This is a genomic window from Bradyrhizobium sp. SEMIA, from assembly GCF_014844175.1.
GTDB lineage: Bacteria > Pseudomonadota > Alphaproteobacteria > Rhizobiales > Xanthobacteraceae > Bradyrhizobium > Bradyrhizobium arachidis.
Genome location: NZ_CP046601.1, coordinates 8733905 through 8757649, shown reverse-complemented (window position 1 = coordinate 8757649; position 23745 = coordinate 8733905). Strand labels below are relative to the sequence as shown.

Sequence of the window (23745 nt, the reverse complement as noted above, 5' to 3'; positions counted from 1 at the left end):
AGGCCGCAGGCTGCACCCGCGGCTTCGTACAAAAGTCATTGCGGGCGCCGATGCACCCGCAACTTGGTATCAAACGCGCCGACGCTTGCGGGGACGGCAACCGTTGTGCGGGATGGTGGTCACGTCACGGATCGAGGTGACGGTGAAGCCCGCGGCCTGCAGTGCACGGAGCGCCGACTCGCGGCCCGAACCGGGACCGGCGACTTCGACTTCCAGCGTGCGCATGCCGTGCTCCTGCGCCTTCTTGGACACGTCCTCGGCGGCCACCTGCGCGGCGTACGGGGTCGACTTGCGCGAGCCCTTGAAGCCCATCGTGCCGGCGGAGGACCAGGCAATCGTGTTGCCCTGTGCGTCGGTGATGGTGATGGTCGTGTTGTTGAACGACGAGTTCACATGCGCAACGCCGGAGGCGATGTTCTTGCGCTCACGACGGCGAACGCGGGTGGCTTCCTTGCCCATTGATGACCTTTCCTGGAGATCTCAAACGCCGCCGTAATGCCAGCGGCTACACCTGTGAAAATGCGAGTGGCGAATGGCGAGTAGCGAATGAATCCATTCGCCACTCCCGATTCGCCATTCGCGTCGAATTACTTCTTCTTGCCGGCGATGGCCTTGGCCGGACCCTTGCGCGTACGCGCATTGGTGTGGGTCCGCTGACCGCGCACCGGCAGACCGCGACGATGACGCAGGCCGCGATAGCAGCCGAGGTCCATCAGGCGCTTGATGTTGATGCCGACCTCGCGACGTAGGTCGCCCTCGACGAGATAGTCGCGGTCGATCACTTCGCGGATCTGGAGCACTTCGGCGTCGCTGAGCTGATTGACGCGACGATCCGAGGGGATCTTCACCTTCTCGATGATGTCACCGGCGATCTTCGGGCCGATGCCATGGATGTACTGAAGCGCGATCAGCACGCGCTTGTTGGTGGGAATGTTCACGCCGGCAATACGGGCCACGGCCTTCTCTCCTGTTGCCGATCCCTCGTCAGAGATCGGGCTTTAAGTGCTTGCTTTCTCGGGCAGGTGTTCACAAACGCGAACACGACGCCCACCCCCGGTCTTCCTGGGGCCCGGCATCGTCTGAAACTATCCGACTTGGATGCGGGGCTTATTAGGGGATTCCAGGGGCTTTCGTCAACCGCTGCTAGCGCTTGGCTCGCTTTTTCGTGACCTTTTTTGGTCCCTTCTTCGAACCTTTTTTGACGGCCTTTTTGGTGGTCTTTTTGACCGTTTTCTTGGCTGTCTTCTTGGCGCCCTTCACGGCCTTCTTGGCCGCCTTTTTGGCGGTTTTGGCCGATTTGGCGGCCTTTTTAGCCGCTTTGGCCGGCTTTTTAGCCGCCTTCTTGGCTGCCTTGGCCTTCTTGGCCGGACCCGCCTTGGCCGCGCTGCGGGCATGGGTCTTGGGTTCCACCGCCCCAAGCGCCAGCAGCTGGCGGTGGATGGCACGGGTGACCTCGTCGATGGCCATCATGCCGTCGATGGTCGAGAGCTTCCGCCGCTCGGAATAGTAGTGAATCAGCGGCTCGGTCTGGCTGCGGTAGCTGGCCAGGCGCTTGGTCAGGACCTCCGGGGTGTCGTCGACCCGGACCTCCTCCCCGCGCTCCCGCATCTGGGCGACGCGGGTCTCGACGCGGCTCAGCAGCGCGCTCTCGTTGACGCGGAGCTCGATCACGGCGTCGAGCTTGAGATGCTTGTGCTTCAAGAGATCGTCCAGCGCCTCGGCCTGCGGCACGGTGCGCGGGAAGCCGTCGAGGATGAAGCCGCCCTTGGCATCCGGCTGGTCGATGCGATCGGAGATGATTCCAACCACGACGTCGTCGGGGACGAGGCCGCCGCCGGCCATGATCTCCTTGGCCTTCAGCCCGACCGGCGTACCAGCCGCCACAGCCGCGCGCAGCATCTCGCCGGTCGAGAGCTGGACGATGCCATAGCGCTGCACCAAGAGCTGCGCCTGGGTCCCCTTGCCCGACCCCGGCGGTCCCAGAAGTATAATTCTCATCGGCGTACGCCCCCCGGATTGGTGAGCGATACGTCGCGCACCCGTGTTTGAAAGTTCGATAACAGTGCAAACCATAATCGGCGCTGCACCGCTACCCATATCATAGGGGAGCGAATGCCTGGACGCCAAGAAGGCCTTTGAAATCAGTGATTGCGTCGCGGTGAGAGCTGCTCTGCCGATGCGACCGAACGTCCGGCTGGTCGCTTCCGTCAGCGCCGCGCGTTGCTCGCGCGGCGAATCGGCGGCGCTGTTGCGCCGCCTTCGCAGGACACAGCGCTCAGCGGCGGCGGCCGCGCAGCTTCGACTTGCGGATCAGGCCTTCGTACTGATGGGCCAGCAGATAGCCCTGCACCTGCGCCACCGTATCCATGGTGACGCTGACGACGATCAGCAGCGAGGTGCCGCCGAAGTAGAACGGCACCGAGGCGTAGGAGATCAGGATCTCCGGGATCAAGCAGACGATCGCGAGATAGATCGCACCCAGCACGGTGATGCGCGACAGCACGTAGTCGATATATTCCGCGGTGCGCTCGCCCGGACGGATGCCCGGGATGAAGCCGCCGTGCTTCTTCAGATTGTCCGCGGTCTCGGTCGGGTTGAACACGATGGCGGTGTAGAAGAACGCGAAGAACACGATCAGCGCGAGATAGAGCACCAGGAACAGCGGACGGCCGTGGCCGAGCTGGGTGGTGATCCACTGGAACCATTCCGGCCCGCTGCCGGCATTGAAGTTCGCGACCGTGGTCGGGAGCAGCAGCAGCGAAGACGCGAAGATCGGCGGGATCACGCCCGAGGTGTTGAGCTTCAGCGGCAGATGCGAAGACTGGCCCTCGAACATCTTGTTGCCGACCTGGCGCTTCGGATACTGGATCAGCAGCCGGCGCTGGGCGCGCTCCATGAACACGATGAAGGCGATCACGGCGACGGCCATGATGATGACGACCAGGATCAGGCCGGTCGACATCGCGCCCTGACGGCCGAGCTCGAGCATGTTGGCGAGCGCCGCGGGCAGCTCGGCGACGATGCCGGAGAGAATGATCAGCGAGATGCCGTTGCCGATGCCGCGCGAGGTGATCTGCTCGCCCAGCCACATCAGGAACATGGTGCCGCCGGTCAGCGTGATCGCGGTCGACAGGCGGAAGAACATGCCGGGGTCGCTGACGACGTTGCCGGCGCCTTCGAGGCCCACCGCGATGCCGTAGGACTGGAACGCGGCCAGGATCACCGTCAGATAGCGGGTGTACTGGTTCAGCGTCTTGCGCCCCGCCTCACCCTCCTTCTTCAGCGCCTCGAGCTGCGGCGAGACGGTGGTCAGGAGCTGGATGATGATCGAGGCCGAGATGTACGGCATGATGTTCAGCGCGAAGATCGCCATGCGGTGGATGCCGCCGCCGGCGAACATGTTGAACATGCCGAGGATGCCGCCCGCCTGGGACCTGAACACCTGCTCCCAGATGTTGGGATCGATGCCCGGCAGCGGGATGTAGGTTCCGAGCCGATAAACGAGCAGCGCACCCAGGGTGAACCAGATGCGCTTCTTCAGTTCGTCGGCCTTGGCGAACGCGCCGAAATTGAGATTGGCTGCCAGTTGTTCCGCTGCAGAGACCATCTTGGACTTTCTCCCGCCGCCTGTTGCGCCGTCATGCCCGCGGCCGGGCTACATTAGAGCGGACGCCGGACATTATCTGGGGCTCGGCTTCGATAAGTCCATCGTCCCGCATGCGTAAAGGCCCGCGAGGCGCGGGCCAATGACGCAGTTGTTACGCCGCCTCGCCTTCTTCCTTGGCAGGGGCGAGGATCTTCACCGAGCCGCCGGCCTTCTCGACCGCCGCGATCGCGGTCTTGGTGGCGCCATGCACCTCGATGTTGAGCTTGGACTTGAGTTCGCCACGGCCGAGCAGCCGCAGGCCGCCCTTGGCGCGGCGCAGCACGCCGCCCTTCACCAGGGCCTCGACGTTCACGACGCTGCCGGCGTCGATCTTCTTGGCATCGACCGCTTCCTGGAGCCGGTCGAGATTGATCTCGGCGAACTCGACGCGGAAGATGTTGTTGAAGCCGCGCTTGGGCAGACGGCGATGCATCGGCATCTGGCCGCCTTCGAAACCCTTGATGCGCACGCCCGAACGCGCGGTCTGGCCCTTGCCGCCGCGGCCGGACTGCTTGCCCTTGCCCGAACCAATGCCGCGGCCGACGCGCATACGCTTCTTGCGCGAGCCGGCGTTGTCGGCGATATCGCTGAGCTTCATCGCCCTTCTCCTTGTGTCTTGCGCATGATCGTCACCGAAGACCGGCACCCGGTTTCGGGATCATGCGCCCTGCTTACTTCTCGTCGACGATGCGGACGAGATGGTGAACCTTGTCGATCATGCCGCGCACGGCCGGGGTATCCGGCAGTTCGCTGGTGCGGCCGATCTTGTTGAGCTTGAGCCCGATCAGGGTCGACCGCTGCGAGTGATGGCGGCGGATCGCGCTGCCGGTCTGCTCGAGCTTGATCGTCTTGCTGGACTTAGCGGCGTCCTTGGCCATGGGAGTCTACTCCGAAAGCTTCCGTTAGTCGGCAGCCGCCTCGGCATCGCCGCCGATACGGCGGGACTGCAGAGTGGACACCTTGATGTTGCGGCGGGCTGCGACCGAACGCGGCGAATCCTGATGCTTCAGCGCGTCGAAGGTCGCGCGAACCATGTTGTACGGGTTCGATGAGCCGATCGACTTGGCCACCACGTCCTGGACGCCGAGCGTCTCGAACACGGCGCGCATCGGGCCGCCGGCGATGATGCCGGTACCGGCCGGAGCTGCACGCAGGTAGACACGGCCCGCGCCATGACGGCCGGCGATGTCGTGATGGAGCGTGCGGCCCTCGCGCAGCGAGACCCGGGTCAGATTGCGCTTGGCGGATTCAGTCGCCTTGCGGATCGCCTCGGGCACTTCGCGTGCCTTGCCGTGACCGAAGCCGGCACGGCCCTTCTGGTCGCCGATCACGACCAGCGCTGCGAAACCGAAGCGCTTGCCGCCCTTGACGACCTTGGCCACGCGGTTGATGTGGACGAGCTTGTCGACGAACTCGCTGTCGCGCTCCTCGCGCTCCTTGCGTTCACGTCCGCCGCCGCGTTGATCGCGTCCACCACGTTGTTCGCGTTCTGCCATTTTTCCAATCCTTCAGAGGCTTACGCCTCAATCCTCAAATTCCGTTAGAAGCTCAGCCCGCTCTCACGCGCCGCGTCGGCGAGAGCCTTGACGCGCCCGTGATAGAGATAGCTGCCGCGATCGAACACGACTTCCTTGACGCCCTTCTCGGCGGCGCGCTCGGCCAGCAGCTTGCCGACCGCCTTCGCCGCATCGATGTCGGCGCCGGTCTTGCCGCCGTCGCGCATCGACTTCTCGAGCGAAGAGGCAGAGGCCAGCGTCTCGCCCTTCAGGTCGTCGATGACCTGGGCGTAGATGTGCTTGGACGAGCGGAACACCGACAGACGCGGACGGCCGCCACCGGAGCGGCGCAGCTTCAGCCGCACACTCCGCTTGCGCCGGGCATTCGTAACCTTGGCTTTGGACATGACCGGCTCCGTTACTTCTTCTTGCCTTCCTTGCGGAAGATGAATTCGCCAACATACTTCACGCCCTTGCCCTTGTAGGGCTCCGGCGGGCGATAGCTGCGGATCTCGGCGGCGACCTGGCCGACGCGCTGGACGTCGCTGCCCGACACCGTGATCTCGGTCGGCTTCGGCACGGCGATCGTGATCCCTTCCGGGATCGGATAGATCACGTCGTGGCTGTAGCCGAGCGCGAGCTGCAGGTTCTTGCCCTGCATCGCGGCGCGGTAGCCGACGCCGGTGATCTCGAGCTTCTTCTCGAAGCCCTTGGTGACGCCTTCGACCAGGTTCGCGACCTGGGCGCGCGCGGTACCGTACAGCGCGCGGGCGCGGTTGGTCTCGGCCCGCGGCTTGACCTTGATCTGGCCGCTCTCGAGCTTCACCTCGACGTCGTCATGGACGACGAACTGAAGCTGGCCCTTCGGCCCCTTCATCTTGACGGTCTGCCCATCGACGGTCGCGGTCACACCCGACGGAACCGCCACAGGCCTTTTGCCAACTCGTGACATGGATCAAAAATCCTTCTCAGAACACCGTGAAGAGGACTTCACCGCCCACATTCGCGTCGCGCGCGCTGTGGTCGGCCATGATCCCCTTCGGCGTCGACAACACCGAAATGCCGAGCCCGTTGTTGACCCGCGGCAGGTTCTTCACCGAGGCGTAAACGCGACGCCCGGGCTTGGAGACACGTTCGATCTCGCGGATGACGGGCTCGCCGTCGAAATACTTCAGCTCGATCTCGATCTCGCTGCGGCCCGAGGAATGCTCGAGCGTAGCGTAACCGCGGATGTAGCCCTCGGACTTGAGCACCTCGAGCACGTTCTCGCGCATCTTCGAGCCGGGCGTCGAGACCTTGGTCTTGGAGCGCATCTGCGCGTTGCGGATGCGGGTGATCAGATCGCTGATTGGATCGTGCGTAGACATCTAAACGACCCTCCTTACCAGCTCGACTTGACGAGGCCCGGGACCATGCCCTTGGAGCCAAGTTCGCGCAGCGCGATACGGGACAGCTTGTTCTTGCGATAGTTCGAGCGCGGGCGGCCCGACAGCTCGCAGCGCAGGCGGATGCGGGTGGCCGACGAGTTGCGCGGCATTTCCGCCAGCTTCAACGTCGCAGCGAAACGCTCTTCCATCGGCAGCTTCTTGTCGGCGATGATCGCCTTCAACCGCTCGCGCTTGGCGGCGGCGTTCTTCACCATCCGCTTGCGCCGGTTGTTCTTCTCGACTGAACTCTTCTTTGCCATGCTTGGCTCCTGGGTATCCGCGTTTGAGAGGCTCTAGGTCAGCGTCTCACTGCCGGAACGGGAAATTGAAAGCGGTCAACAAGGCCCTCGCCTCTTCGTCGGTCTTGGCCGTGGTGCAGACGGTGATGTCCATACCGCGGGCTTCCGTGACCTTGTCGAAGTCGATCTCGGGGAAAATGATGTGCTCCTTGATGCCGAGCGAGTAGTTGCCGCGGCCGTCAAAGCTCTTCGGGTTCAGGCCGCGGAAGTCGCGGACGCGCGGCAGCGCGACCGTCACCAGGCGATCGATGAACTCGTACATGCGGGCCTTGCGCAGCGTGACCTTGCAGCCGATCGGCTGGTTCTCACGCAGCTTGAAGGTCGCGATCGCGATACGCGAATAGGTCACGATCGCCTTCTGGCCGGCGATCTGGGTCAGCTCGGCAGCGGCGGTCTCGGCCTTCTTGCGGTCGTTGACCGAATCGCCAACGCCCATGTTCAGCACGACCTTGTCCAGGCGCGGAACCTGCATCACGTTCTCATAACCGAACTTCTCGGTCAGGGCGGTGCGGATCTTCGCGTCGTATTCCGCGCGCAGGCGCGGGGTGTAAGCGGCCTCAGCCATCGATCTCAGCTCCCGAGCTCTTGGCGATGCGGACCTTCTTGCCGTCCGCCAGAATCTTGAATCCGATGCGGGTCGGCTTTCCGTCCTTGCCGACATACGCGATGTTGGACAGTTGGATCGGCGCCTCTTTCGAGATGATGCCGCCCTCCTGGGCCTGCGTCTGCTTCTGGTGACGCTTGACCATGTTGACGCCGCGCACGAGCGCGGTGCCGGCGTCGGGACGAACCTCGAACACTTCGCCGGTGCGGCCCTTGTCGCGGCCGGTCAGCACGACGACCTTGTCGCCCTTGCGGATCTTCGCAGCCATCACAGCACCTCCGGCGCGAGCGAGATGATCTTCATGTGGTTCTTGGCGCGCAGCTCGCGCGGCACGGGCCCGAAGATACGGGTGCCGACCGGCTCGGACTGGCTGTTGATCAGCACGGCGGCGTTGCGGTCGAAGCGGATGACCGAACCGTCGGCGCGGCGGATGTCCTTGCGGACGCGCACCACGACGGCCTTCATCACGTCGCCCTTCTTCACCTTGCCACGCGGAATCGCTTCCTTGATCGAGACGACAATGATGTCGCCGATCGTGGCGTAGCGGCGCTTGGAGCCTCCGAGCACCTTGATACACATGACACGGCGTGCGCCAGAATTGTCGGCCACGTCGAGGTTGGTCTGCATCTGAATCATTGATGCACCTCGTCCTCTTTCTAATTGCGCCAGCCCAGCCGGCGCTCAACATTTCCCTGAAGTCAGTCGGCTAAAGCCAACAGATCAGGCGCTTTTCTTGTGCTCGCCCCGGATCACGACCCAGCGCTTCAGCTTCGAAATCGGCTTCGATTCCTCGATCCACACCATGTCGCCCGGCTTGAACTCGTTGCTCTCGTCGTGCGCGTGGTAGTTCTTCGAACGGCGGATCGTCTTCTTGTAGATCGGGTGCGTGAAGCGGCGATCGACGCGCACCACGATGGTCTTGGCCTGCTTGTCGCTGACGACCACGCCCTGCAAAGTACGTTTCGGCATCTTCGTAAGCCTCTTACTTCTTCTTCGCGCGCGTCTGCGCGGCGACGGTCTTGATCCGGGCGATGTCACGGCGGGCCTCGCGCAGGCGCGAGGTGTTCTCGAGCTGCCCGGTGGCGCGCTGGAAGCGCAGGTTGAAGCGCTCCTTCTTCAGGTTCAGGATGGCGTCATCCTGCTGGTCGGGGCTCATCGCGCGGATGTCTTCGATCTTCATCTGTGCCATGGCCATTACTCCGCAATGCGCTCGACGAAGCGCGTCTTGATCGGCAGCTTGGCGGCCGCCAGGGTCAGCGCCTCACGCGCCGTCTGGGTGTTGACGCCGTCGATCTCGAACAGCACCCGGCCCGGCTTGACGCGCGCCACCCACAATTCCGGCGAACCCTTGCCGGAGCCCATGCGGACTTCGGCCGGCTTCTTCGACACCGGAACGTCGGGGAACACGCGGATCCAGACGCGGCCGGCGCGCTTCATGTGGCGGGTCAGCGCGCGGCGAGCGGCTTCGATCTGGCGGGCGGTGACGCGCTCAGGCTCGGTCGCCTTCAGGCCGAACTGGCCGAACGCCAACGTCGCGCCCGAAGACGCGACGCCGTGGATGCGGCCCTTATGCGCCTTCCGGAACTTCGTTTTCTTAGGTTGCATCATGGCTTTAAGCCCTCAAATTCCTGTCTGGCTTTAGGCTGCAGCCGTCTCGCGGCGCTGACGGCCACCGCGATCGCTGCTGCCGCCGGTCTCGCCTTCGGCCATTCTCTTGTCCTGGGCCATCGGATCGTGCTCGAGGATCTCGCCCTTGAAGATCCAGACCTTGACGCCGCAGGTGCCGAAGGTCGTGAACGCGGTCGCAACGCCGTAATCGATGTCGGCGCGCAGCGTGTGCAGCGGCACGCGGCCTTCGCGATACCACTCCATGCGCGCGATTTCCGCACCGCCCAGACGTCCCGAGCAGTTGATGCGGATGCCTTCCGCGCCGAGACGCATCGCCGACTGCACGGCGCGCTTCATGGCGCGGCGGAACGCTACGCGGCGCTCCAGCTGCTGCGCGATCGATTCCGCCACCAGCGTCGCATCGAGCTCCGGCTTGCGGATCTCGACGATGTTGATGACGACGTCGGACGAGGTGATGTCCGCGACCTTCTTGCGCAGCTTGTCGATGTCGGCGCCCTTCTTGCCGATCACCACGCCCGGACGGGCCGAGTGGATGGTGACGCGGCACTTCTTGTGCGGACGCTCGATCACGATGCGGGCGACGGCCGCCTGCTTGAGCTCCTTGTGCAGGATCTCGCGGATCTTGACGTCCTCGTGCAGCAGCTTGCCGTATTCCTGCTTGCCGGCGAACCAGCGGGAATCCCAGGTCCGGTTGATGCCGAGACGCAGACCGATCGGATTGATCTTTTGACCCATCGTTTTCTCCTGCGACCCTTAAGCCGCTGCTGCTTCGGCTTCGACCTGACGAACAATGATCGTCAGCTGCGAAAATGGTTTGTAGACACGGCCCGAGCGGCCACGGCCGCGGGCGGCAAAGCGCTTCATCACGAGGCCGTTGCCGACGAAGGCCTGCGCCACGACGAGATCGTCGACGTCGAGGTCGTGGTTGTTCTCGGCGTTGGCGATCGCCGATTCCAGGCACTTCTTCACGTCAACCGCGATCCGCTTGCGCGAGAACTGCAGGTCGGCGAGCGCAGCGGAAGCCTTCCGGCCGCGAATGAGCTGGGCGACCAGGTTGAGCTTCTGCGGACTCACCCGCAGCATCCGGGCGACCGCCTTGGCCTCGTTGTCGGCGAGGCTCCGTTCGCGCTTAGGTTTGCTCATCGTTTAATCCTCAAGCCTTCTTGGCTTTCTTGTCGCCGGAGTGGCCATGGAAGGTCCGGGTCGGCGAGAACTCGCCGAACTTGTGACCGACCATTTCCTCGTTGACGGCCACCGGCACGTGCTTCTGACCGTTGTAGACGCCGAAGGTCAGGCCGACGAATTGCGGCAGGATCGTCGAGCGACGGCTCCAGATCTTGATGACGTCGTGACGGCCGGACGAACGGGCGGCATCTGCCTTCTTGAGCAGAGAACCCTCGACGAACGGGCCTTTCCAGACTGAACGAACCATGTCCGGCGTTCCTTACTTCTTCCGCTTGTGGCGGCTTAGGAGAATGAATTTGTTGGTCGACTTGTTGGAGCGGGTCTTCTTGCCCTTGGTCGGCTTGCCCCACGGGGTGACCGGGTGGCGGCCGCCCGAGGTACGACCTTCACCACCGCCGTGCGGATGGTCGATCGGGTTCATCGAAACGCCGCGATTATGCGGCTTGCGGCCCAGCCAACGGTTGCGGCCGGCCTTGCCGATCGAGGTGTTCATGTGATCCGGGTTCGACACCGCGCCGATCGTGCCGCGGCAACGGCCGTGCACCAGACGCTGCTCGCCTGAGTTCAGACGGATGATGACGTAGTCCTGGTCGCGGCCGACGAGCTGGGCGTAGGTGCCCGCCGAACGAGCGAGCTGGCCACCCTTCCCGATCTTGACCTCGATGTTGTGGATGATCGTGCCGACCGGCATGTTGCCGAGCGGCATGACGTTGCCCGGCTTCACGTCGACATAGTTGCCGGCGACGATGGTGTCACCCACGGCCAGGCGCTGCGGCGCCAGGATGTAGGCCTGCTCGCCGTCCTGATACTTGATCAGCGCGATAAACGCAGTGCGGTTGGGATCGTACTCCAGCCGCTCGACCGTCGCGGGCGCATCGACCTTGTCACGCTTGAAGTCGACGATACGCAGCGTCTGCTTGTGACCGCCGCCGCGGAAACGCACGGTGATGCGACCGGTGTTGTTGCGACCGCCCGAGGAGTGCTTGCCTTCGGTGAGCGCCTTGACCGGCTTGCCCTTGTAGAGGGCCGAACGATCGACCATGACCAGCTGGCGCTGGCCCGGCGTCGTGGGATTGAATGTCTTCAGTGCCATCGTCGTACGACCTTACAGACCGGTGGTCACGTCGATCCGATGGCCCTCTTCGAGGGTCACGATCGCGCGCTTGGAGTTCGACTGCGAACCGAGATTGCCGCGGAAGACCTTGGTCTTGCCCTTGCGGACCAGCGTGTTGACGCTCTTGACCTTGACGTCGAACAGCTTCTCGATCGCTTCCTTGATCTGCGGCTTGGTCGCCTTCGCGGCCACCTTGAACAGCACCTTGTTGTGCTCCGAGGCGATCGTGGCCTTTTCGGTCACGACCGGCGACAGGATCACGTCGTAGTGGCGAGGCTCGATGTTCTTGCTCATTTGAAGCGCGCCTCCAGCGCATCGATGGCGGCCTTGGTCAGAACGAGCTTCTGACGGCGCAGGATGTCATAGACGTTGATGCCCTGGATCGGCAGCACGTCCATGTTCGGGATATTGCGGGCCGCAGCGGCAAAGCCGTTGTTGAGCTCGGCGCCGTCGATGATCAGCGCGTTGGTGAGCCCCAGGCCCGAGAAGTGACCGAGCAGCGCCTTGGTCTTGGCGGCTTCCAGCGCGGCCTTCTCGATCACGACGAGATCGCCGTCCTTGGCCTTGGCCGAGAGCGCATGCTTGAGCGCGAGCGCGCGGACCTTCTTCGGCAGGTCGGTGGCGTGCGAACGCACCACCGGACCGAAGGCACGGCCACCGCCGCGGAACTGCGGCACGCGGGCCGAGCCGTGACGAGCACCGCCGGTGCCCTTCTGCTTGTACATCTTCTTGCCGGTGCGCCAGATCTCGGCGCGGCCCTTGGCCTTGTGCGTGCCGGCCTGGCGCTTGTTGAGCTGCCACTGCACGCAGCGCGCGATGATGTCCTCGCGCGGCTCGAGACCGAAGATGGCGTCGGACAGCTGGACGGAGCCGGCTTCCTTACCTTCGAGGGTGGTGACCTTCAGTTCCATCTCACGCCTCCTGCGCAGCCGGAGCGGCTTCCGCGTCGCCAGCAACCTTGAACTTGCCGGGCTTCGGAGCTTCCTTCGGCAACGGCTTCTTGACGGCGTCGCGCACGCGGATCCAGCCGCCCTTGGAGCCGGGAACGGCGCCTTCGACGAGGATCAGGCCGCGCTCGACATCGGTCTGGACGACGCGAAGGTTGAGCGTGGTGATGCGATCGACACCCATGTGGCCGGGCATCTTCTTGTTCTTCCAGGTCTTGCCGGGGTCCTGACGACCACCGGTCGAACCGATCGAGCGGTGCGAGATCGACACACCGTGCGTGGCGCGCAGACCGCCGAAGTTCCAGCGCTTCATACCGCCGGCAAAGCCCTTACCGACCGAGGTGCCGGTGACGTCGACGAACTGGCCGACGACGAAGTGATCGGCCTGGATCTCGGCGCCGACCGGGATCATGGCATCCGCGGTGACGCGGAATTCCTCGACCCGGCGCTTCGGCTCGACCTTGGCGACCGCGAACTGGCCGCGTTCGGCCTTGGGCATGTAAACGGTCTTGCGGGCACCAGAACCGAGCTGGAGCGCGACGTAACCGTTCTTCTCTTCGGTGCGGTGGCCTACGACCTGGCAATTGCCGAGCTTCAGCACGGTCACGGGGATATGTTCGCCGGCCTCCGTGAAGACCCGCGTCATCCCGACCTTTTGTGCGATCACTCCGGAGCGCATCGGCTTGCTTCCTGTTCTTTCTGTCCGCTTACGCGAACGGGATCCAAAATCTTAGAGCTTGATCTCGACGTCGACACCGGCGGCCAGGTCGAGCTTCATCAAAGCATCGACGGTCTGCGGGGTCGGATCGACGATGTCGAGCAGGCGCTTGTGAGTGCGCATCTCGAACTGCTCGCGGCTCTTCTTGTCGACGTGGGGCGAACGGTTGACGGTGAACTTCTCGATGCGGGTGGGCAGCGGAATAGGTCCGCGGACCTGCGCGCCGGTGCGCTTCGCCGTGTTCACGATCTCGCGGGTCGACGTATCGAGGATACGATGGTCGAACGCCTTGAGACGGATACGAATGTTTTGGCCGTTCATTGCCGTGGTCTCTCTTCAGTGGGTGGCGAATAGCGAATAGCGAATGTCACCACTCGCTACTCGCCGTCCCTATTCTCGTAATTACTCGATGATCGAGGCGACGACGCCGGCGCCGACGGTGCGGCCACCTTCGCGGATCGCGAAACGGAGCTTCTCTTCCATCGCGATCGGCACGATCAGGTGCACTTCCATCGCGATGTTGTCGCCCGGCATCACCATCTCGGTGCCTTCCGGCAGGTGCACGACACCGGTCACGTCGGTGGTGCGGAAGTAGAACTGCGGACGGTAGTTGGTGAAGAACGGGGTGTGGCGACCGCCCTCTTCCTTGGTGAGGATGTAAGCCTCAGCCTTGAACTTGGTGTGCGGCTTGACCGAACCCGGCTTGCACAGCACCTGACCGCGCTCGACGTCTTCGCGCTTGGTACCGCGGAGCAGAGCGCCGATGTTGTCGCCGGCCTGACCCTGATCGAGCAGCTTGCGGAACATTTCGACGCCGGTGACGGTGGTCTTCTGGGTGGCGCGGAGACCAACGATCTCGATTTCCTCGCCGACCTTGACGATGCCGCGCTCGACACGGCCGGTCACGACGGTGCCGCGGCCCGAGATCGAGAACACGTCTTCAACCGGCATCAGGAACGGCTGGTCGATCGGACGCTCCGGCTGCGGGATGTACGAGTCGACGTTCTTCATCAGCTCGAGGATGGCGTCGTGGCCGAGCGCCTTGTTGGAGTCCTCCAGAGCGGCCAGCGCCGAGCCCTTGATGATCGGGATCGTGTCGCCCGGGAATTCGTACTTCGAGAGCAGCTCGCGGACTTCGAGCTCGACGAGCTCGAGCAGCTCCGGATCGTCGACCATGTCGCACTTGTTGAGGAACACGACGAGCGCGGGCACGCCGACCTGGCGGGCGAGCAGGATGTGCTCGCGGGTCTGCGGCATCGGGCCGTCAGCGGCCGACACGACCAGGATCGCACCGTCCATCTGGGCGGCGCCGGTGATCATGTTCTTCACGTAGTCGGCGTGGCCGGGGCAGTCGACGTGGGCGTAGTGGCGGTTCGGCGTCTCGTACTCGACGTGCGCGGTCGAGATGGTGATGCCGCGCGCCTTCTCTTCCGGCGCCTTGTCGATCTGGTCGTACGCGGTGAACGTCGCACCGCCGGCTTCGGCGAGAACCTTGGTGATCGCCGCGGTCAGCGACGTCTTGCCATGGTCGACGTGACCGATGGTGCCGATGTTGCAGTGCGGCTTGTTACGTTCAAACTTTGCTTTGGCCATTTGACTCTCCGTTCAATCGTCAGCTTTCAGACCGACGACAATCAGGCAAACTTCTTCTGGACTTCTGCCGACACGTTGGCCGGCGCTTCTGCGTAGTGGTCGAACTGCATGGTGAAGGTCGCGCGACCCTGGCTCATCGAGCGTAGGTTATTCACGTAACCGAACATGTTCATGAGCGGCACCATCGCGTTGATGACGTTGGCGTTGCCGCGCATGTCCTGCCCCTGGATCTGACCGCGCCGGGAATTCAGGTCGCCGATGACCGAGCCGGTGTAGTCTTCCGGGGTCACCACTTCGACCTTCATGATCGGCTCGAGCAGGACGGACTTGCCCATCTGCAGCGCTTCGCGGAAGCAGGCGCGCGAAGCGATTTCGAAGGCGAGCGCCGACGAGTCGACGTCGTGATACTTGCCGTCGACGAGCTGCACCTTGACGTCGACCACGGGGAAGCCCGCGACCACGCCGGACGAGAGCACGCTCTCCAGGCCCTTTTCGACGCCGGGGATGTATTCCTTCGGCACCGCGCCGCCGACGATCTTCGACTCGAACTCGTAGCCCTTGCCGGCTTCGTTCGGCTCGACAATGAACGACACGGCCGCGAACTGGCCGGTACCGCCGGTCTGCTTCTTGTGGGTGTAGCTGTGCTCGACCCGCTTGGTGACGCGCTCACGGAACGCAACCTGCGGCGCGCCGATGTTGGCGTCGACCTTGTAGGTGCGCTTGAGGATGTCGACCTTGATGTCGAGATGGAGTTCGCCCATGCCCTTGAGGATGGTCTGGCCGGACTCGTGGTCGGTCGACACGCGGAAGGACGGATCCTCCGCGGCGAGCTTGGCCAGTGCCACGCCCAGCTTCTCCTGGTCGGCCTTGGACTTCGGCTCGATCGCGATCTCGATGACCGGCTCGGGGAATTCCATCTTCTCCAGGATCACCTGCTTGTCGGGATCGCACAGCGTGTCACCGGTGCGCGCTTCCTTCAGGCCGGCCAGCGCGACGATGTCGCCGGCATAGGCTTCCTTGATGTCCTCGCGGTTGTTCGCATGCATGAGCAGCATGCGCCCGATGCGCTCCTTCTTCTCGCGGGTCGAGTTCACGACGCCGGTGCCGCTCTGCAGGATACCGGAGTAGATGCGGCAGAAGGTGATGGTGCCGACGAACGGGTCGTCCATGATCTTGAACGCGAGCAGCGCCAGCGGCTCCTTGTCGTCCGCCTTGCGCACGACTTCGTTGCCCTTGTCGTCGGTACCCTTGATCGCGGGCACGTCGAGCGGCGACGGCAGATAGTCGACGACGGCGTCGAGCAGCGGCTGCACGCCCTTGTTCTTGAAGGCCGAGCCGCACAGCACGGGATAGAACGCGCCGGTCAGCACCGCCTTGCGGATCAGGCGCTTCAGGGTCGCCTCGTCCGGCTCCTTGCCGTCGAGATAGGCGGCCATGGCGTCGTCGTCGAGCTCGACGGCGGCTTCCACCATCTTCTCGCGGTATTCCTTGGCCTGGTCGACGAGGTCTTCCGGAATGTCGACATAGTCGAACTTCGCGCCGAGCGATTCATCGTTCCAGACGACGCCCTTCATCTTCACGAGGTCGACGAGACCCTTGAAGTTGTTCTCGGCACCGATCGGCAGCTGGATCGCGACGGGCTTGGCGCCCAGACGGTCGACGATGTCGGCCAGACACTTGAAGAAGTCGGCGCCGATCTTGTCCATCTTGTTGGCGAAGACGATGCGCGGAACCTTGTACTTGTCGCCCTGGCGCCAGACGGTCTCGGTCTGGGGCTCGACGCCCTGGTTGGAGTCGAGCACGCAGACGGCGCCGTCGAGCACGCGCAGCGAACGCTCGACCTCGATGGTGAAGTCGACGTGGCCGGGCGTGTCGATGATGTTCAGGCGCTTGCCGGCCCAGAACGCGGTGGTCGCAGCCGAGGTGATCGTGATGCCACGCTCCTGCTCCTGCTCCATCCAGTCCATCGTCGCGGCACCTTCGTGCACTTCGCCGATCTTGTGGCTCTTGCCGGTGTAATAGAGGATGCGCTCGGTCGTCGTGGTCTTGCCGGCGTCGATATGCGCCATGATACCGAAGTTACGGTAGTCCTCGATGGCATGTTGGCGGGGCATGGGGTGTTCCTTGCGAGTCCGTTTGTTTCGCCGTTACCAGCGATAGTGCGAGAAGGCGCGGTTGGCTTCCGCCATCCGGTGCACGTCTTCACGCTTCTTGACGGCGTTCCCCCGGTTATTCGATGCGTCCAAGAGCTCCGCCGAGAGCCGCTCGGTCATCGTCTTCTCGTTGCGCTCGCGCGCAGCCGCGATCAGCCAGCGAATGCCAAGCGCCTGCCGGCGGGTCGAGCGAACCTCGACCGGAACCTGGTAGGTCGCGCCGCCGACGCGGCGGGAGCGAACCTCGATCGTCGGCATGACGTTCTCGAGCGCCTGCTCGAACACGCCGAGCGGGTTCTGCTTGGTCTTACTCTCGATGATACCAAACGCACCATAGACGATGCCTTCGGCGACCGACTTCTTGCCGGCGTACATCACCGAGTTCATGAACTTCGTGACGATGATGTTCCCGAACTTCGGATCCGGGAGAACTTCGCGCTTTTCCGCTGAGTGGCGACGAGACATTGAGCTGGTTCCCGCTTACTTCGGACGCTTGGCGCCGTACTTCGAACGACGCTGCTTACGGTTCTTGACGCCCTGGGTATCCAGAACGCCGCGGAGGATGTGGTAGCGCACGCCGGGCAAGTCCTTGACGCGGCCGCCGCGGATCATGACCACCGAGTGCTCCTGGAGGTTATGGCCCTCGCCGGGGATGTAGCCGATCACCTCGAAGCCGTTGGTCAGGCGCACCTTGGCGACCTTACGAAGCGCCGAGTTCGGCTTCTTCGGGGTCGTGGTGTAGACGCGCGTGCAAACACCGCGCTTCTGCGGCGACTGCTGCAGCGCCGGCACCTTCTTGCGCGACTTCTGCACTTCACGCGGTTGAGCGATCAGCTGGTTGATCGTCGGCATCCTGGCCTTACCCTTTGTTCTGTCGCGGCCCCTTCCGGGCCCGCTGTCTTGGCGCGGTCCGTCGCCGGAACCGCAAATTCTTCTCGGGCCACCTGCCCGACGAGGCCGCCTTTTGCGGAACAATCCGCACAAAGCGAAATTGCGCCAACCGCTCCATCAACGAGCGGAAAGCGCTTCGACGCCACAGAGGACCGCGATATTGAGGCCGATCAGCGTAAAGCTGCGGCCTGCGCACCGAGGTCATGCATCCGAATTCGATCTCAAGAGAACGAGCTCAAGAGAACTAAAATCGCACTGGCATTGCCTAGCTATGATCGACAGCGTTTGAGCGGCATTCGTCGAGGTTGGTGCCCGCTTAATCGATCCCCGAGATATGGTCCCTGGCGATCAACGGGTGGCCCGTTCCGACGTTGGCGATGCTCACCGCCTGTCGTTAAGTGAGGCGCTTTCTATAAGTGAGAATCGCTCAAGTCAAGGTGAAACGACAGTCAGAAAACGCTTCTCGCGACTGTCGAAATCGCTGTTTGTCGCACTCACCGCGTCATCCGGATATGGGCATGGGTTTCCTGTTCCGCTACCCCAGCGACCCATTTACATCCGGGCGAAATATACTTTTATATCTCTTGCTAAGGCTTTTTTTCCTGTTGATGCGGCAATCTGCCGCCTTCGGCAGAGATTTACGCCATGCGGTACACCGACATTGCCATCATCGGCGGGGGTTTGTCCGGCTCGACCACCGCTGCGATGCTCGGCCGCGCCGGCATTTCGACAGCCCTGATCGATCCGCATGAGAGCTATCCGGCGGATTTTCGCGTCGAGAAACTCAGCGGCCATGTCCAGGTCGAGCGATTCCTGAAGACCGGAATCGGAGAATCGGTGCTGCGCCGCGCCACCTTTGCCGGCGAGAACTGGATCGCGCGTTTCGGCCGTCTGCTCGACAAGGCGCCGAGCCGGCAGTTCAACATCCTCTACGATTCCCTGGTTGGCGCCGTCCGCGACGAGATCCCTGCGAGCGTCGAGCGCATCTGCGCCAAGGCCGTTGCGGTCGAGACCAGCCCGGAGCGGCAGCGGGTCTCGCTCTCCAATGACGAGACGATCTCGGCCCGCCTCGTCGTGCTCGCCAATGGCCTCAATGTCGGCCTGCGCCACCAGCTCGGCATTGCGCGGAAGGTCGTCAGCGCCTGCCATTCGATCTCGATCGGATTCGACGTGGTGCCGGCGGGGCGGAATTCGTTCGATTTCCCCGCATTGACCTATTTCTCGGAGCGGCCGAGCGACCGCATTCCCTACATCACGCTGTTTCCGATCGGCCCGCGGATGCGCGCCAATCTGTTCGTCTACCGCAGCTTCGACGATCCCTGGCTCGGCGAGCTGCGTCGCAGGCCAGCCGAGACGCTGAACGCCGCCCTACCCCGGCTCAAACACATCACCGGCCCATTCGACATTCCCGGCGAGATCAAGATCCGCCCGGTCGATCTCTATGTGAACGATGCAAGCGGCCAGCCCGGCCTCGTATTGGTGGGCGATGCCTTCGCGACCTCCTGCCCCGCCGCAGGCACCGGCTGCGACAAGGTCTTCACGGACGTCGAGCGGCTCTGCAATGTCTACATCCCGCAGTGGCTCGCCTCCGACGGGATGGATGCGGCGAAGGTCGCCGCGTTCTATGCCGATCCCGTCAAGCGGGCCTGCGACGAATGGTCGGCGGCGAAGGCGTTCGATTTCCGCTTGGTCTCGACCGCGACAGGCCCCTATTGGACGGCACAGCGCTGGGCGCGCTTCATGGCCTGGTCGGTTCAGGGGCTCTTGCGGCCGCTCGGAGGTGCCTTCGACCTGGAACCGAACTTCCTCGGTCACTCCTCCTCGTCGTCCTCGTCCTCATCATCCTCAAGGTCGTCGTCTTCCTCGTCGTCATCCTCGCTGTCGTCATCGGCCTGAGCCGCAGCGCTGTGCGGCTGGTGCATCTGGTCGTTCCACAGCTTGCGATAGGTGCCGTTCTTCGCGAGCAGCTCGGCATGCGGGCCGCGCTCGATCGCCCTGCCCCCTGAAATGACGATGATCTCGTCCATCTCGACCACCGAGGTCAGGCGATGCGTCGACCAGATCATGGTGCGGCCCTTGGCGACCTTCAGCAGAGTGCGATTGATCGCCGCTTCCGTGGTCTGGTCCAGCGCCGAGGTGGCCTCGTCGAGCAGCAGCACCGAGGGATTGCGGATGATCGCGCGCGCGATCGCGATGCGTTGGCGCTGGCCGCCCGACAAGGTGTCGCCGCGCTCGCCGACCGGGGTGTCGTAACGCTGCGGCAGGCTCATGATGTAGCGATGGATCTCGGCCTTTTTCGCCGCCTCCTCCACCTCCTCGTCGGTCGCGCCCTCCTTGCCGAGCCGGATGTTCTCGCGGATCGACATGTTGAACAGCATGTTCTCCTGGAACACGACCGCCATGCTCCGGCGCAGCGAATCCAGCGTCACCTTGCGGACGTCGACGCCGTCGATGGTGACGCGCCCCTCATCGGGCACGTAGAGCCGCAGGATCAAATTGAGCAGCGTGCTTTTGCCCGAGCCCGAGGGCCCGACGATGGCGATGCTCTTGCCGACGTTTAGCTTGAGGCTGAGATTGTCCAGCACCGGCGTCTGGCTGCCTTCGTACTGGAAGGTGACGTGGTCGAAGGTGATGTCGTTGGTGATGCGCGGCAGGTCGGGCGCGCCCGGCCGATCGGCGCCGCGGGTCGGCTCGTCGAGCAGCTCCTGGATGTGGCGGATCGCGGCGGCCGAGGAGATCGACACCGGGATGAAGTGCATCACATGGGCGATGTTGTAGGAGACCTCCCAGAACGCGCTCTCGAAGGTGACGAAGGTGCCGATGGTGATCTGGCCCTTGGTCGCCAGATAGGCGCCGATCGCGAGCACCACGAGATGCAGCATCAGCACCGAGATGGTGACCGTTCGCTCCACCATGGTCGACAGGAACGCCGCGGAGGCGATCTTGTTGCGGGTCTCGTCGTTGCGGAAGCGGAAGAAGCCGAACATCTTGCGCTGCAGGCTGAACGCCTTGATCACGGCCTGCGCCGCCACGTTCTCCTGCACCATGCCGAGCAGCGCACTCTCGTTGAGCTTCTGCTCGTAATTGGCCTGCACCGCCTTCGGGGTGAGGATGCGCGGGCCGATCAGCGTGATCGGGAACACCAGCAGCGCGACGACGGCGAGCTGCCAGTTCAGGAACACCATTAGGACAATGCCGGCGACCAATTCCAGAAACGGCAGCGCCGCGCTGTTGGCGAAGGTCTTGACCGAGCCTTCGAAGGCCGAGAGGTCGACCGAGAAGCGCGACAGGATCTCGCCGCGCTTGGTGCGGCCGAAATAGGCCGCCGGCAGGTCCTGGACGTGCTCGAACAGGCGCTTGCGGACGTCGGAGATGATGCAGGCGGCCAGCCGCGCGTCCCAGCGCTCGTACCAGACCGCGACGATAGAGGTGAAGATGCCGGCGGCCGCGAGCACGCCGAGGATCTTGTACAGCGCCTGGAAATCCTCCTCGCCGAGCGCGTCGTCGATCAGGTATTTCAGGCTGAGCGGCATGATGACGTTGAACAGCGTCTCGACGACGACGCCGAACGCCACGAACGACAGCATCCGCTTGTAGTTGGCGAGGAAGGGCTTGATGAAACCCAGGATGGTCGCGAGCGCGCCGGCCGCCTCGCGCGCGGTAAAGACGACGAGGTCCTCGTCCTCATCGTCGTCATCGAGCTCCAGCTCGTCATCCTCCTCGTCTTCATCGTCCTCGTCGCCTTCGAGGTCCGGCTTGGCGGCGGCGGCGAGCTTGTCGTCGAGCTCGGTCGCCTCTTCGGCGGCGAGCTTCTGTTTGTCGGGCGAGAGAGGCTTGGACGCCATGATACCAACCGATGCTGACGGCCGGCATGACCGCAGAGAAAGCAGGAAATAGCGGAGAGCCGCTATTGCACCGATTCTATGCGATCAAAATGAATTCGGCAAAACAATTGGCGAATTCACCCGATCCTTGAGCGCTAGTCGTCGTCCTCGTCCTCGACCTTGTCGAAGAACGAATAACGCAAGCTGTCGGCGTCGGCGTACCACTGGCCCGGGCCCTTGCCCGCGGCGAGCGTCGCCTCCCAGAGCGCGTCGGTGCAGTCCTTGCGGTGCATCGACAGGTCGAAGCCGTTGCCGAAGAACAGCTCGGACCATTCCCACCAGGTGCCGAGCTTCTTGACCCCGCGCAGGAGGTCGTAGCGGTCGATCACCACCGAGGCCATGTCCGAGGTGATCGAGCCGAACACGAGTCCGGTCTTGACCACGCGGTTGAGCTCGCGGATCGCGCGGACCACCTGCTTCGGGGACACGTGGCAGAGGCTGGTCTCGAACACGAAGTCGAAGCTGCCATCCTTGAACGGCATGTCGGTGATCGAGCCGAGCTTGTTGTACTTCTTCAGCGCCTTCGGCGTTTTCGCATGGATGGCGCGGTTGCTTTCGATGCCCCAGGCATCGATGCCGCGCTCGCGCAGCGCGCCGACCAGCTCGCCGCTGGCCGAGCCCGCGACCAGGAGCTTTGAGCCCTTGGCCTTGCCCCAGACGATGCCGATCAGCTTGGACAGGTAATCGGGATCGGTGAAGTGCTTCCAGGCTTCGTGATAGGGACCGAGGCCGCGATAGTTCTCGAAATAGTCGCGATCGATCTTGTCGGAGACCTGCGCCTCGCCCTGCGCGCGCTCGCGGCGCAGGCGCATCATCTCGGTCAGGATGATGTCGGTCGCGGCATCCGAGGAATCGAGCAGGCCGTTCAGCGTGGAGTCGAACAGATAGTCGCCGACCACCACGATGCCGGGATGTTCCTTCGGCTCGGGGCGATGGTTGGTCATGACGTCGCGCACCGGCAGACCGCCCGGCAGCGCGTTCACCGACGACAGCCAGCGGTGGATCTTGCCTTCCAGGAAATGCGCGCGGGCATCGCCGAGCGAGGCGGGCAGCGATTTCAGCGCGGCGTCGATCAGCTCCTGGTCCGAGAGGTTGGCGAAGGCCAGCGCATCGGAGCCGGGAATGAGCCAGTTCAACACGCCGTGCTTGCCGACGTCGTGGCGCGCGCCCTCGTTGTAGACGCAGCAGCCGCCGAAGGCCTCCGACATGAACCAGGCGCCGGGAATCTTCTCGCCCCAGAACGGGGCGTCGAACAGGATCGAGACACGCAGATAGTGCGCGGGACGGTCGAAATAGGAGACGTGCTTGACCATCGACTTGCGCAGCTGCTCGCCTTCCCACCCCATCGTAGCGAGCCAGGAATGCGGCAGGCAGACCAGCACGAGGTCGAAGTCGCGCGTCTCCGGACCCTTGCCATTCATCATCTTGAGCTGATAGCGGCCGGTCGGCGCCTTGCCGACGGTGAGCACGCGGTGATTGAGCTGGATGTCGGCGTTGACCTCCGACTGCAGGCACTCGATCAGCTGCTCGTTGCCGTTCTGGATGGAGTAGAGGCCGATATAGCCGTCGACATCCATCAGGTAGTTCTTGAGCGCGTTGAGGCCGTTGGTGTTGTGGCTCTCGGTGGCGATATCCGAGCGCGCCATCACCTTGAAGAAGCGCTTTGCGGTCTCGTCCTCGACCTCCTCGTCGAGCACCTGCTCGGCGGTCTTGTAGGCCCAGGGGTTCTCGTTGTCGTGCGCGCCGACGCCCTCGTAATATTCGATCGGCGACATCATTTCGGCGCAACGGTTGCGGAACGCCTCGATCGCAGCGGCGGTCTTCGCACCGTATTTGCGGCGCATGCCGGGCACGTCGTCGAGCAGCTCGCCGCCGAACTGCACCTGCTCGGCGTCCATCGGGATGGTCTGAAGTCCGAAATGCTGGATCAGCTCGCGCAGCGGGTCCGGGCCCGTCATCGAGTAGTCGTAGATCTCGGCAACGCCGGCCTCGTACATCGCGGGCGCGGAATCGAATTTGCGCGTGACGATCTTGCCGCCGAGCCGGTCGGACGCCTCGAAGATGGTGATGCGGCAGAGGTCGCCGAGCTTACGCTTTAGATACCAGGCACTCATCAGCCCGCCGGGGCCGCCGCCTACGATTGCGAGATCAAGCATGTC

General features: G+C 63.7%; 32 protein-coding genes. 1 reads left to right on the top strand and 31 read right to left on the bottom strand.

What is annotated here, in order from left to right; genetic code table 11:
* Positions 1–69: 69 nt before the first annotated feature.
* The 29 genes from rpsK to rpsL form a co-directional block, all read right to left on the bottom strand.
* Positions 70–459: a 30S ribosomal protein S11 gene (gene rpsK / locus FOM02_RS41935; RefSeq protein WP_007603045.1), complete on the bottom strand. Its 390-nt coding sequence runs from the start codon at positions 457–459 to the stop codon at positions 70–72.
* Between the two features lie 128 nt (positions 460–587).
* A complete protein-coding gene (rpsM, locus tag FOM02_RS41930; protein WP_027564395.1) occupies positions 588–956 on the bottom strand; it encodes a 30S ribosomal protein S13 in 369 nt (122 codons plus the stop codon).
* A gap of 187 nt (positions 957–1143) precedes the next feature.
* On the bottom strand, positions 1144–1998 hold the full coding sequence (locus FOM02_RS41925; RefSeq protein WP_027564396.1) for an adenylate kinase: 855 nt from the start codon (positions 1996–1998) through the stop codon (positions 1144–1146).
* 277 nt (positions 1999–2275) lie between these two features.
* Entirely contained in the window at positions 2276–3607 is a 1332-nt protein-coding gene (gene secY, locus FOM02_RS41920) for a preprotein translocase subunit SecY (protein ID WP_027564397.1), read from the bottom strand.
* Positions 3608–3758: 151 nt separating this feature from the next.
* Positions 3759–4244 (bottom strand): 50S ribosomal protein L15, encoded by a 486-nt coding sequence (gene rplO / locus FOM02_RS41915; RefSeq protein ID WP_011088136.1) that lies wholly within the window; start codon positions 4242–4244, stop codon positions 3759–3761.
* A 73-nt stretch (positions 4245–4317) separates the two neighbouring features.
* The gene (gene rpmD / locus FOM02_RS41910; RefSeq protein WP_027564398.1) at positions 4318–4524 is read right to left on the bottom strand and encodes a 50S ribosomal protein L30; all 207 of its coding nucleotides are present in this window, start codon (positions 4522–4524) and stop codon (positions 4318–4320) included.
* A gap of 24 nt (positions 4525–4548) precedes the next feature.
* Positions 4549–5142 (bottom strand): 30S ribosomal protein S5, encoded by a 594-nt coding sequence (gene rpsE, locus FOM02_RS41905; protein WP_008136332.1) that lies wholly within the window; start codon positions 5140–5142, stop codon positions 4549–4551.
* Between the two features lie 44 nt (positions 5143–5186).
* A complete protein-coding gene (rplR, locus tag FOM02_RS41900; RefSeq protein ID WP_007603036.1) occupies positions 5187–5549 on the bottom strand; it encodes a 50S ribosomal protein L18 in 363 nt (120 codons plus the stop codon).
* Positions 5550–5560: 11 nt separating this feature from the next.
* Positions 5561–6094: a 50S ribosomal protein L6 gene (gene rplF / locus FOM02_RS41895; protein ID WP_027564399.1), complete on the bottom strand. Its 534-nt coding sequence runs from the start codon at positions 6092–6094 to the stop codon at positions 5561–5563.
* Positions 6095–6110: 16 nt separating this feature from the next.
* Positions 6111–6509 (bottom strand): 30S ribosomal protein S8, encoded by a 399-nt coding sequence (gene rpsH / locus FOM02_RS41890; protein WP_018322269.1) that lies wholly within the window; start codon positions 6507–6509, stop codon positions 6111–6113.
* Between the two features lie 14 nt (positions 6510–6523).
* Positions 6524–6829, bottom strand: a complete 306-nt coding sequence (gene rpsN, locus FOM02_RS41885; RefSeq protein WP_018322268.1) for a 30S ribosomal protein S14 — start codon at positions 6827–6829, stop codon at positions 6524–6526.
* A gap of 46 nt (positions 6830–6875) precedes the next feature.
* Positions 6876–7433, bottom strand: a complete 558-nt coding sequence (gene rplE, locus FOM02_RS41880) for a 50S ribosomal protein L5 (RefSeq protein WP_018647250.1) — start codon at positions 7431–7433, stop codon at positions 6876–6878.
* Entirely contained in the window at positions 7426–7740 is a 315-nt protein-coding gene (rplX, locus tag FOM02_RS41875) for a 50S ribosomal protein L24 (RefSeq protein ID WP_027564400.1), read from the bottom strand. The genes rplE and rplX overlap by 8 nt, the downstream gene beginning before the upstream one ends.
* Positions 7740–8108 carry a 50S ribosomal protein L14 gene (rplN, locus tag FOM02_RS41870; protein WP_027564401.1) on the bottom strand — a complete coding sequence of 123 codons (369 nt, stop codon included), beginning with the start codon at positions 8106–8108 and terminating at the stop codon, positions 7740–7742. Before rplN ends, rplX begins: the two co-directional genes overlap by 1 nt.
* 84 nt (positions 8109–8192) lie before the next feature.
* Positions 8193–8441: a 30S ribosomal protein S17 gene (gene rpsQ, locus FOM02_RS41865; RefSeq protein WP_007603028.1), complete on the bottom strand. Its 249-nt coding sequence runs from the start codon at positions 8439–8441 to the stop codon at positions 8193–8195.
* A 13-nt stretch (positions 8442–8454) separates the two neighbouring features.
* Entirely contained in the window at positions 8455–8661 is a 207-nt protein-coding gene (rpmC, locus tag FOM02_RS41860) for a 50S ribosomal protein L29 (RefSeq protein WP_011088144.1), read from the bottom strand.
* 5 nt (positions 8662–8666) lie between these two features.
* Positions 8667–9080, bottom strand: a complete 414-nt coding sequence (rplP, locus tag FOM02_RS41855) for a 50S ribosomal protein L16 (protein ID WP_008136349.1) — start codon at positions 9078–9080, stop codon at positions 8667–8669.
* 30 nt (positions 9081–9110) lie between these two features.
* A complete protein-coding gene (rpsC, locus tag FOM02_RS41850; RefSeq protein ID WP_027564403.1) occupies positions 9111–9836 on the bottom strand; it encodes a 30S ribosomal protein S3 in 726 nt (241 codons plus the stop codon).
* An 18-nt stretch (positions 9837–9854) separates the two neighbouring features.
* Positions 9855–10244, bottom strand: a complete 390-nt coding sequence (gene rplV, locus FOM02_RS41845; RefSeq protein ID WP_035729589.1) for a 50S ribosomal protein L22 — start codon at positions 10242–10244, stop codon at positions 9855–9857.
* Positions 10245–10254: 10 nt separating this feature from the next.
* Entirely contained in the window at positions 10255–10533 is a 279-nt protein-coding gene (rpsS, locus tag FOM02_RS41840) for a 30S ribosomal protein S19 (RefSeq protein WP_007603021.1), read from the bottom strand.
* Positions 10534–10545: 12 nt separating this feature from the next.
* A complete protein-coding gene (gene rplB, locus FOM02_RS41835) occupies positions 10546–11379 on the bottom strand; it encodes a 50S ribosomal protein L2 (RefSeq protein ID WP_027564405.1) in 834 nt (277 codons plus the stop codon).
* A gap of 12 nt (positions 11380–11391) precedes the next feature.
* Positions 11392–11694, bottom strand: a complete 303-nt coding sequence (locus FOM02_RS41830) for a 50S ribosomal protein L23 (protein WP_027564406.1) — start codon at positions 11692–11694, stop codon at positions 11392–11394.
* On the bottom strand, positions 11691–12311 hold the full coding sequence (rplD, locus tag FOM02_RS41825) for a 50S ribosomal protein L4 (protein WP_018647243.1): 621 nt from the start codon (positions 12309–12311) through the stop codon (positions 11691–11693). Before rplD ends, FOM02_RS41830 begins: the two co-directional genes overlap by 4 nt.
* A 1-nt stretch (position 12312) precedes the next feature.
* Positions 12313–13026, bottom strand: a complete 714-nt coding sequence (rplC, locus tag FOM02_RS41820; protein ID WP_027564407.1) for a 50S ribosomal protein L3 — start codon at positions 13024–13026, stop codon at positions 12313–12315.
* A gap of 51 nt (positions 13027–13077) precedes the next feature.
* Positions 13078–13386 (bottom strand): 30S ribosomal protein S10, encoded by a 309-nt coding sequence (gene rpsJ, locus FOM02_RS41815; RefSeq protein ID WP_002712302.1) that lies wholly within the window; start codon positions 13384–13386, stop codon positions 13078–13080.
* Positions 13387–13467: 81 nt separating this feature from the next.
* Positions 13468–14658 (bottom strand): elongation factor Tu, encoded by a 1191-nt coding sequence (gene tuf / locus FOM02_RS41810; protein ID WP_027564408.1) that lies wholly within the window; start codon positions 14656–14658, stop codon positions 13468–13470.
* A 41-nt stretch (positions 14659–14699) separates the two neighbouring features.
* The gene (gene fusA, locus FOM02_RS41805) at positions 14700–16772 is read right to left on the bottom strand and encodes an elongation factor G (protein WP_027564409.1); all 2073 of its coding nucleotides are present in this window, start codon (positions 16770–16772) and stop codon (positions 14700–14702) included.
* A gap of 33 nt (positions 16773–16805) precedes the next feature.
* Positions 16806–17276: a 30S ribosomal protein S7 gene (gene rpsG / locus FOM02_RS41800; protein WP_018647239.1), complete on the bottom strand. Its 471-nt coding sequence runs from the start codon at positions 17274–17276 to the stop codon at positions 16806–16808.
* Positions 17277–17291: 15 nt separating this feature from the next.
* The gene (gene rpsL / locus FOM02_RS41795) at positions 17292–17663 is read right to left on the bottom strand and encodes a 30S ribosomal protein S12 (protein ID WP_007603006.1); all 372 of its coding nucleotides are present in this window, start codon (positions 17661–17663) and stop codon (positions 17292–17294) included.
* Positions 17664–18347: 684 nt separating this feature from the next.
* Here rpsL and FOM02_RS41790 point away from each other — a divergent pair.
* Positions 18348–19598 carry an FAD-dependent oxidoreductase gene (locus tag FOM02_RS41790; RefSeq protein WP_265441035.1) on the top strand — a complete coding sequence of 417 codons (1251 nt, stop codon included), beginning with the start codon at positions 18348–18350 and terminating at the stop codon, positions 19596–19598.
* Here FOM02_RS41790 and FOM02_RS41785 read toward each other — a convergent pair.
* Positions 19514–21547, bottom strand: coding sequence for an ABC transporter ATP-binding protein (locus FOM02_RS41785; protein WP_027564411.1), 2034 nt, complete (start codon positions 21545–21547; stop codon positions 19514–19516). The genes FOM02_RS41790 and FOM02_RS41785 overlap by 85 nt on opposite strands.
* A gap of 134 nt (positions 21548–21681) precedes the next feature.
* On the bottom strand, positions 21682–23742 hold the full coding sequence (locus tag FOM02_RS41780; protein ID WP_027564412.1) for an FAD-dependent oxidoreductase: 2061 nt from the start codon (positions 23740–23742) through the stop codon (positions 21682–21684).
* Positions 23743–23745 lie beyond the last annotated feature (3 nt).

Bases quoted from the DNA above. Each gene is read 5' to 3' on its own strand.
- rplE (WP_018647250.1), bottom strand. From the start codon at position 7,433: ATGGCTGAGGCCGCTTACACCCCGCGCCTGCGCGCGGAATACGACGCG.
- FOM02_RS41925 (WP_027564396.1), bottom strand. From the start codon at position 1,998: ATGAGAATTATACTTCTGGGACCGCCGGGGTCGGGCAAGGGGACCCAG.
- rpsL (WP_007603006.1), bottom strand. From the start codon at position 17,663: ATGCCGACGATCAACCAGCTGATCGCTCAACCGCGTGAAGTGCAGAAG.
- FOM02_RS41830 (WP_027564406.1), bottom strand. From the start codon at position 11,694: ATGAGCAAGAACATCGAGCCTCGCCACTACGACGTGATCCTGTCGCCG.
- FOM02_RS41790 (WP_265441035.1), top strand. From the start codon at position 18,348: ATGCGGTACACCGACATTGCCATCATCGGCGGGGGTTTGTCCGGCTCG.
- rplO (WP_011088136.1), bottom strand. From the start codon at position 4,244: ATGAAGCTCAGCGATATCGCCGACAACGCCGGCTCGCGCAAGAAGCGT.
- rpsN (WP_018322268.1), bottom strand. From the start codon at position 6,829: ATGGCAAAGAAGAGTTCAGTCGAGAAGAACAACCGGCGCAAGCGGATG.
- fusA (WP_027564409.1), bottom strand. From the start codon at position 16,772: ATGCCCCGCCAACATGCCATCGAGGACTACCGTAACTTCGGTATCATG.
- rplV (WP_035729589.1), bottom strand. From the start codon at position 10,244: ATGAGCAAACCTAAGCGCGAACGGAGCCTCGCCGACAACGAGGCCAAG.
- rplR (WP_007603036.1), bottom strand. From the start codon at position 5,549: ATGTCCAAAGCCAAGGTTACGAATGCCCGGCGCAAGCGGAGTGTGCGG.
- rplN (WP_027564401.1), bottom strand. From the start codon at position 8,108: ATGATTCAGATGCAGACCAACCTCGACGTGGCCGACAATTCTGGCGCA.
- rplP (WP_008136349.1), bottom strand. From the start codon at position 9,080: ATGATGCAACCTAAGAAAACGAAGTTCCGGAAGGCGCATAAGGGCCGC.
- rpsK (WP_007603045.1), bottom strand. From the start codon at position 459: ATGGGCAAGGAAGCCACCCGCGTTCGCCGTCGTGAGCGCAAGAACATC.
- rpmC (WP_011088144.1), bottom strand. From the start codon at position 8,661: ATGGCACAGATGAAGATCGAAGACATCCGCGCGATGAGCCCCGACCAG.
- rpsG (WP_018647239.1), bottom strand. From the start codon at position 17,276: ATGTCTCGTCGCCACTCAGCGGAAAAGCGCGAAGTTCTCCCGGATCCG.
- tuf (WP_027564408.1), bottom strand. From the start codon at position 14,658: ATGGCCAAAGCAAAGTTTGAACGTAACAAGCCGCACTGCAACATCGGC.
- FOM02_RS41780 (WP_027564412.1), bottom strand. From the start codon at position 23,742: ATGCTTGATCTCGCAATCGTAGGCGGCGGCCCCGGCGGGCTGATGAGT.
- rplX (WP_027564400.1), bottom strand. From the start codon at position 7,740: ATGGCTGCGAAGATCCGCAAGGGCGACAAGGTCGTCGTGCTGACCGGC.
- rplB (WP_027564405.1), bottom strand. From the start codon at position 11,379: ATGGCACTGAAGACATTCAATCCCACGACGCCGGGCCAGCGCCAGCTG.
- rpsH (WP_018322269.1), bottom strand. From the start codon at position 6,509: ATGTCTACGCACGATCCAATCAGCGATCTGATCACCCGCATCCGCAAC.
- rplC (WP_027564407.1), bottom strand. From the start codon at position 13,026: ATGCGCTCCGGAGTGATCGCACAAAAGGTCGGGATGACGCGGGTCTTC.
- rplF (WP_027564399.1), bottom strand. From the start codon at position 6,094: ATGTCACGAGTTGGCAAAAGGCCTGTGGCGGTTCCGTCGGGTGTGACC.
- secY (WP_027564397.1), bottom strand. From the start codon at position 3,607: ATGGTCTCTGCAGCGGAACAACTGGCAGCCAATCTCAATTTCGGCGCG.
- rpsE (WP_008136332.1), bottom strand. From the start codon at position 5,142: ATGGCAGAACGCGAACAACGTGGTGGACGCGATCAACGCGGCGGCGGA.
- rplD (WP_018647243.1), bottom strand. From the start codon at position 12,311: ATGGAACTGAAGGTCACCACCCTCGAAGGTAAGGAAGCCGGCTCCGTC.
- FOM02_RS41785 (WP_027564411.1), bottom strand. From the start codon at position 21,547: ATGGCGTCCAAGCCTCTCTCGCCCGACAAACAGAAGCTCGCCGCCGAA.
- rpsS (WP_007603021.1), bottom strand. From the start codon at position 10,533: ATGGTTCGTTCAGTCTGGAAAGGCCCGTTCGTCGAGGGTTCTCTGCTC.
- rpmD (WP_027564398.1), bottom strand. From the start codon at position 4,524: ATGGCCAAGGACGCCGCTAAGTCCAGCAAGACGATCAAGCTCGAGCAG.
- rpsJ (WP_002712302.1), bottom strand. From the start codon at position 13,386: ATGAACGGCCAAAACATTCGTATCCGTCTCAAGGCGTTCGACCATCGT.
- rpsC (WP_027564403.1), bottom strand. From the start codon at position 9,836: ATGGGTCAAAAGATCAATCCGATCGGTCTGCGTCTCGGCATCAACCGG.
- rpsQ (WP_007603028.1), bottom strand. From the start codon at position 8,441: ATGCCGAAACGTACTTTGCAGGGCGTGGTCGTCAGCGACAAGCAGGCC.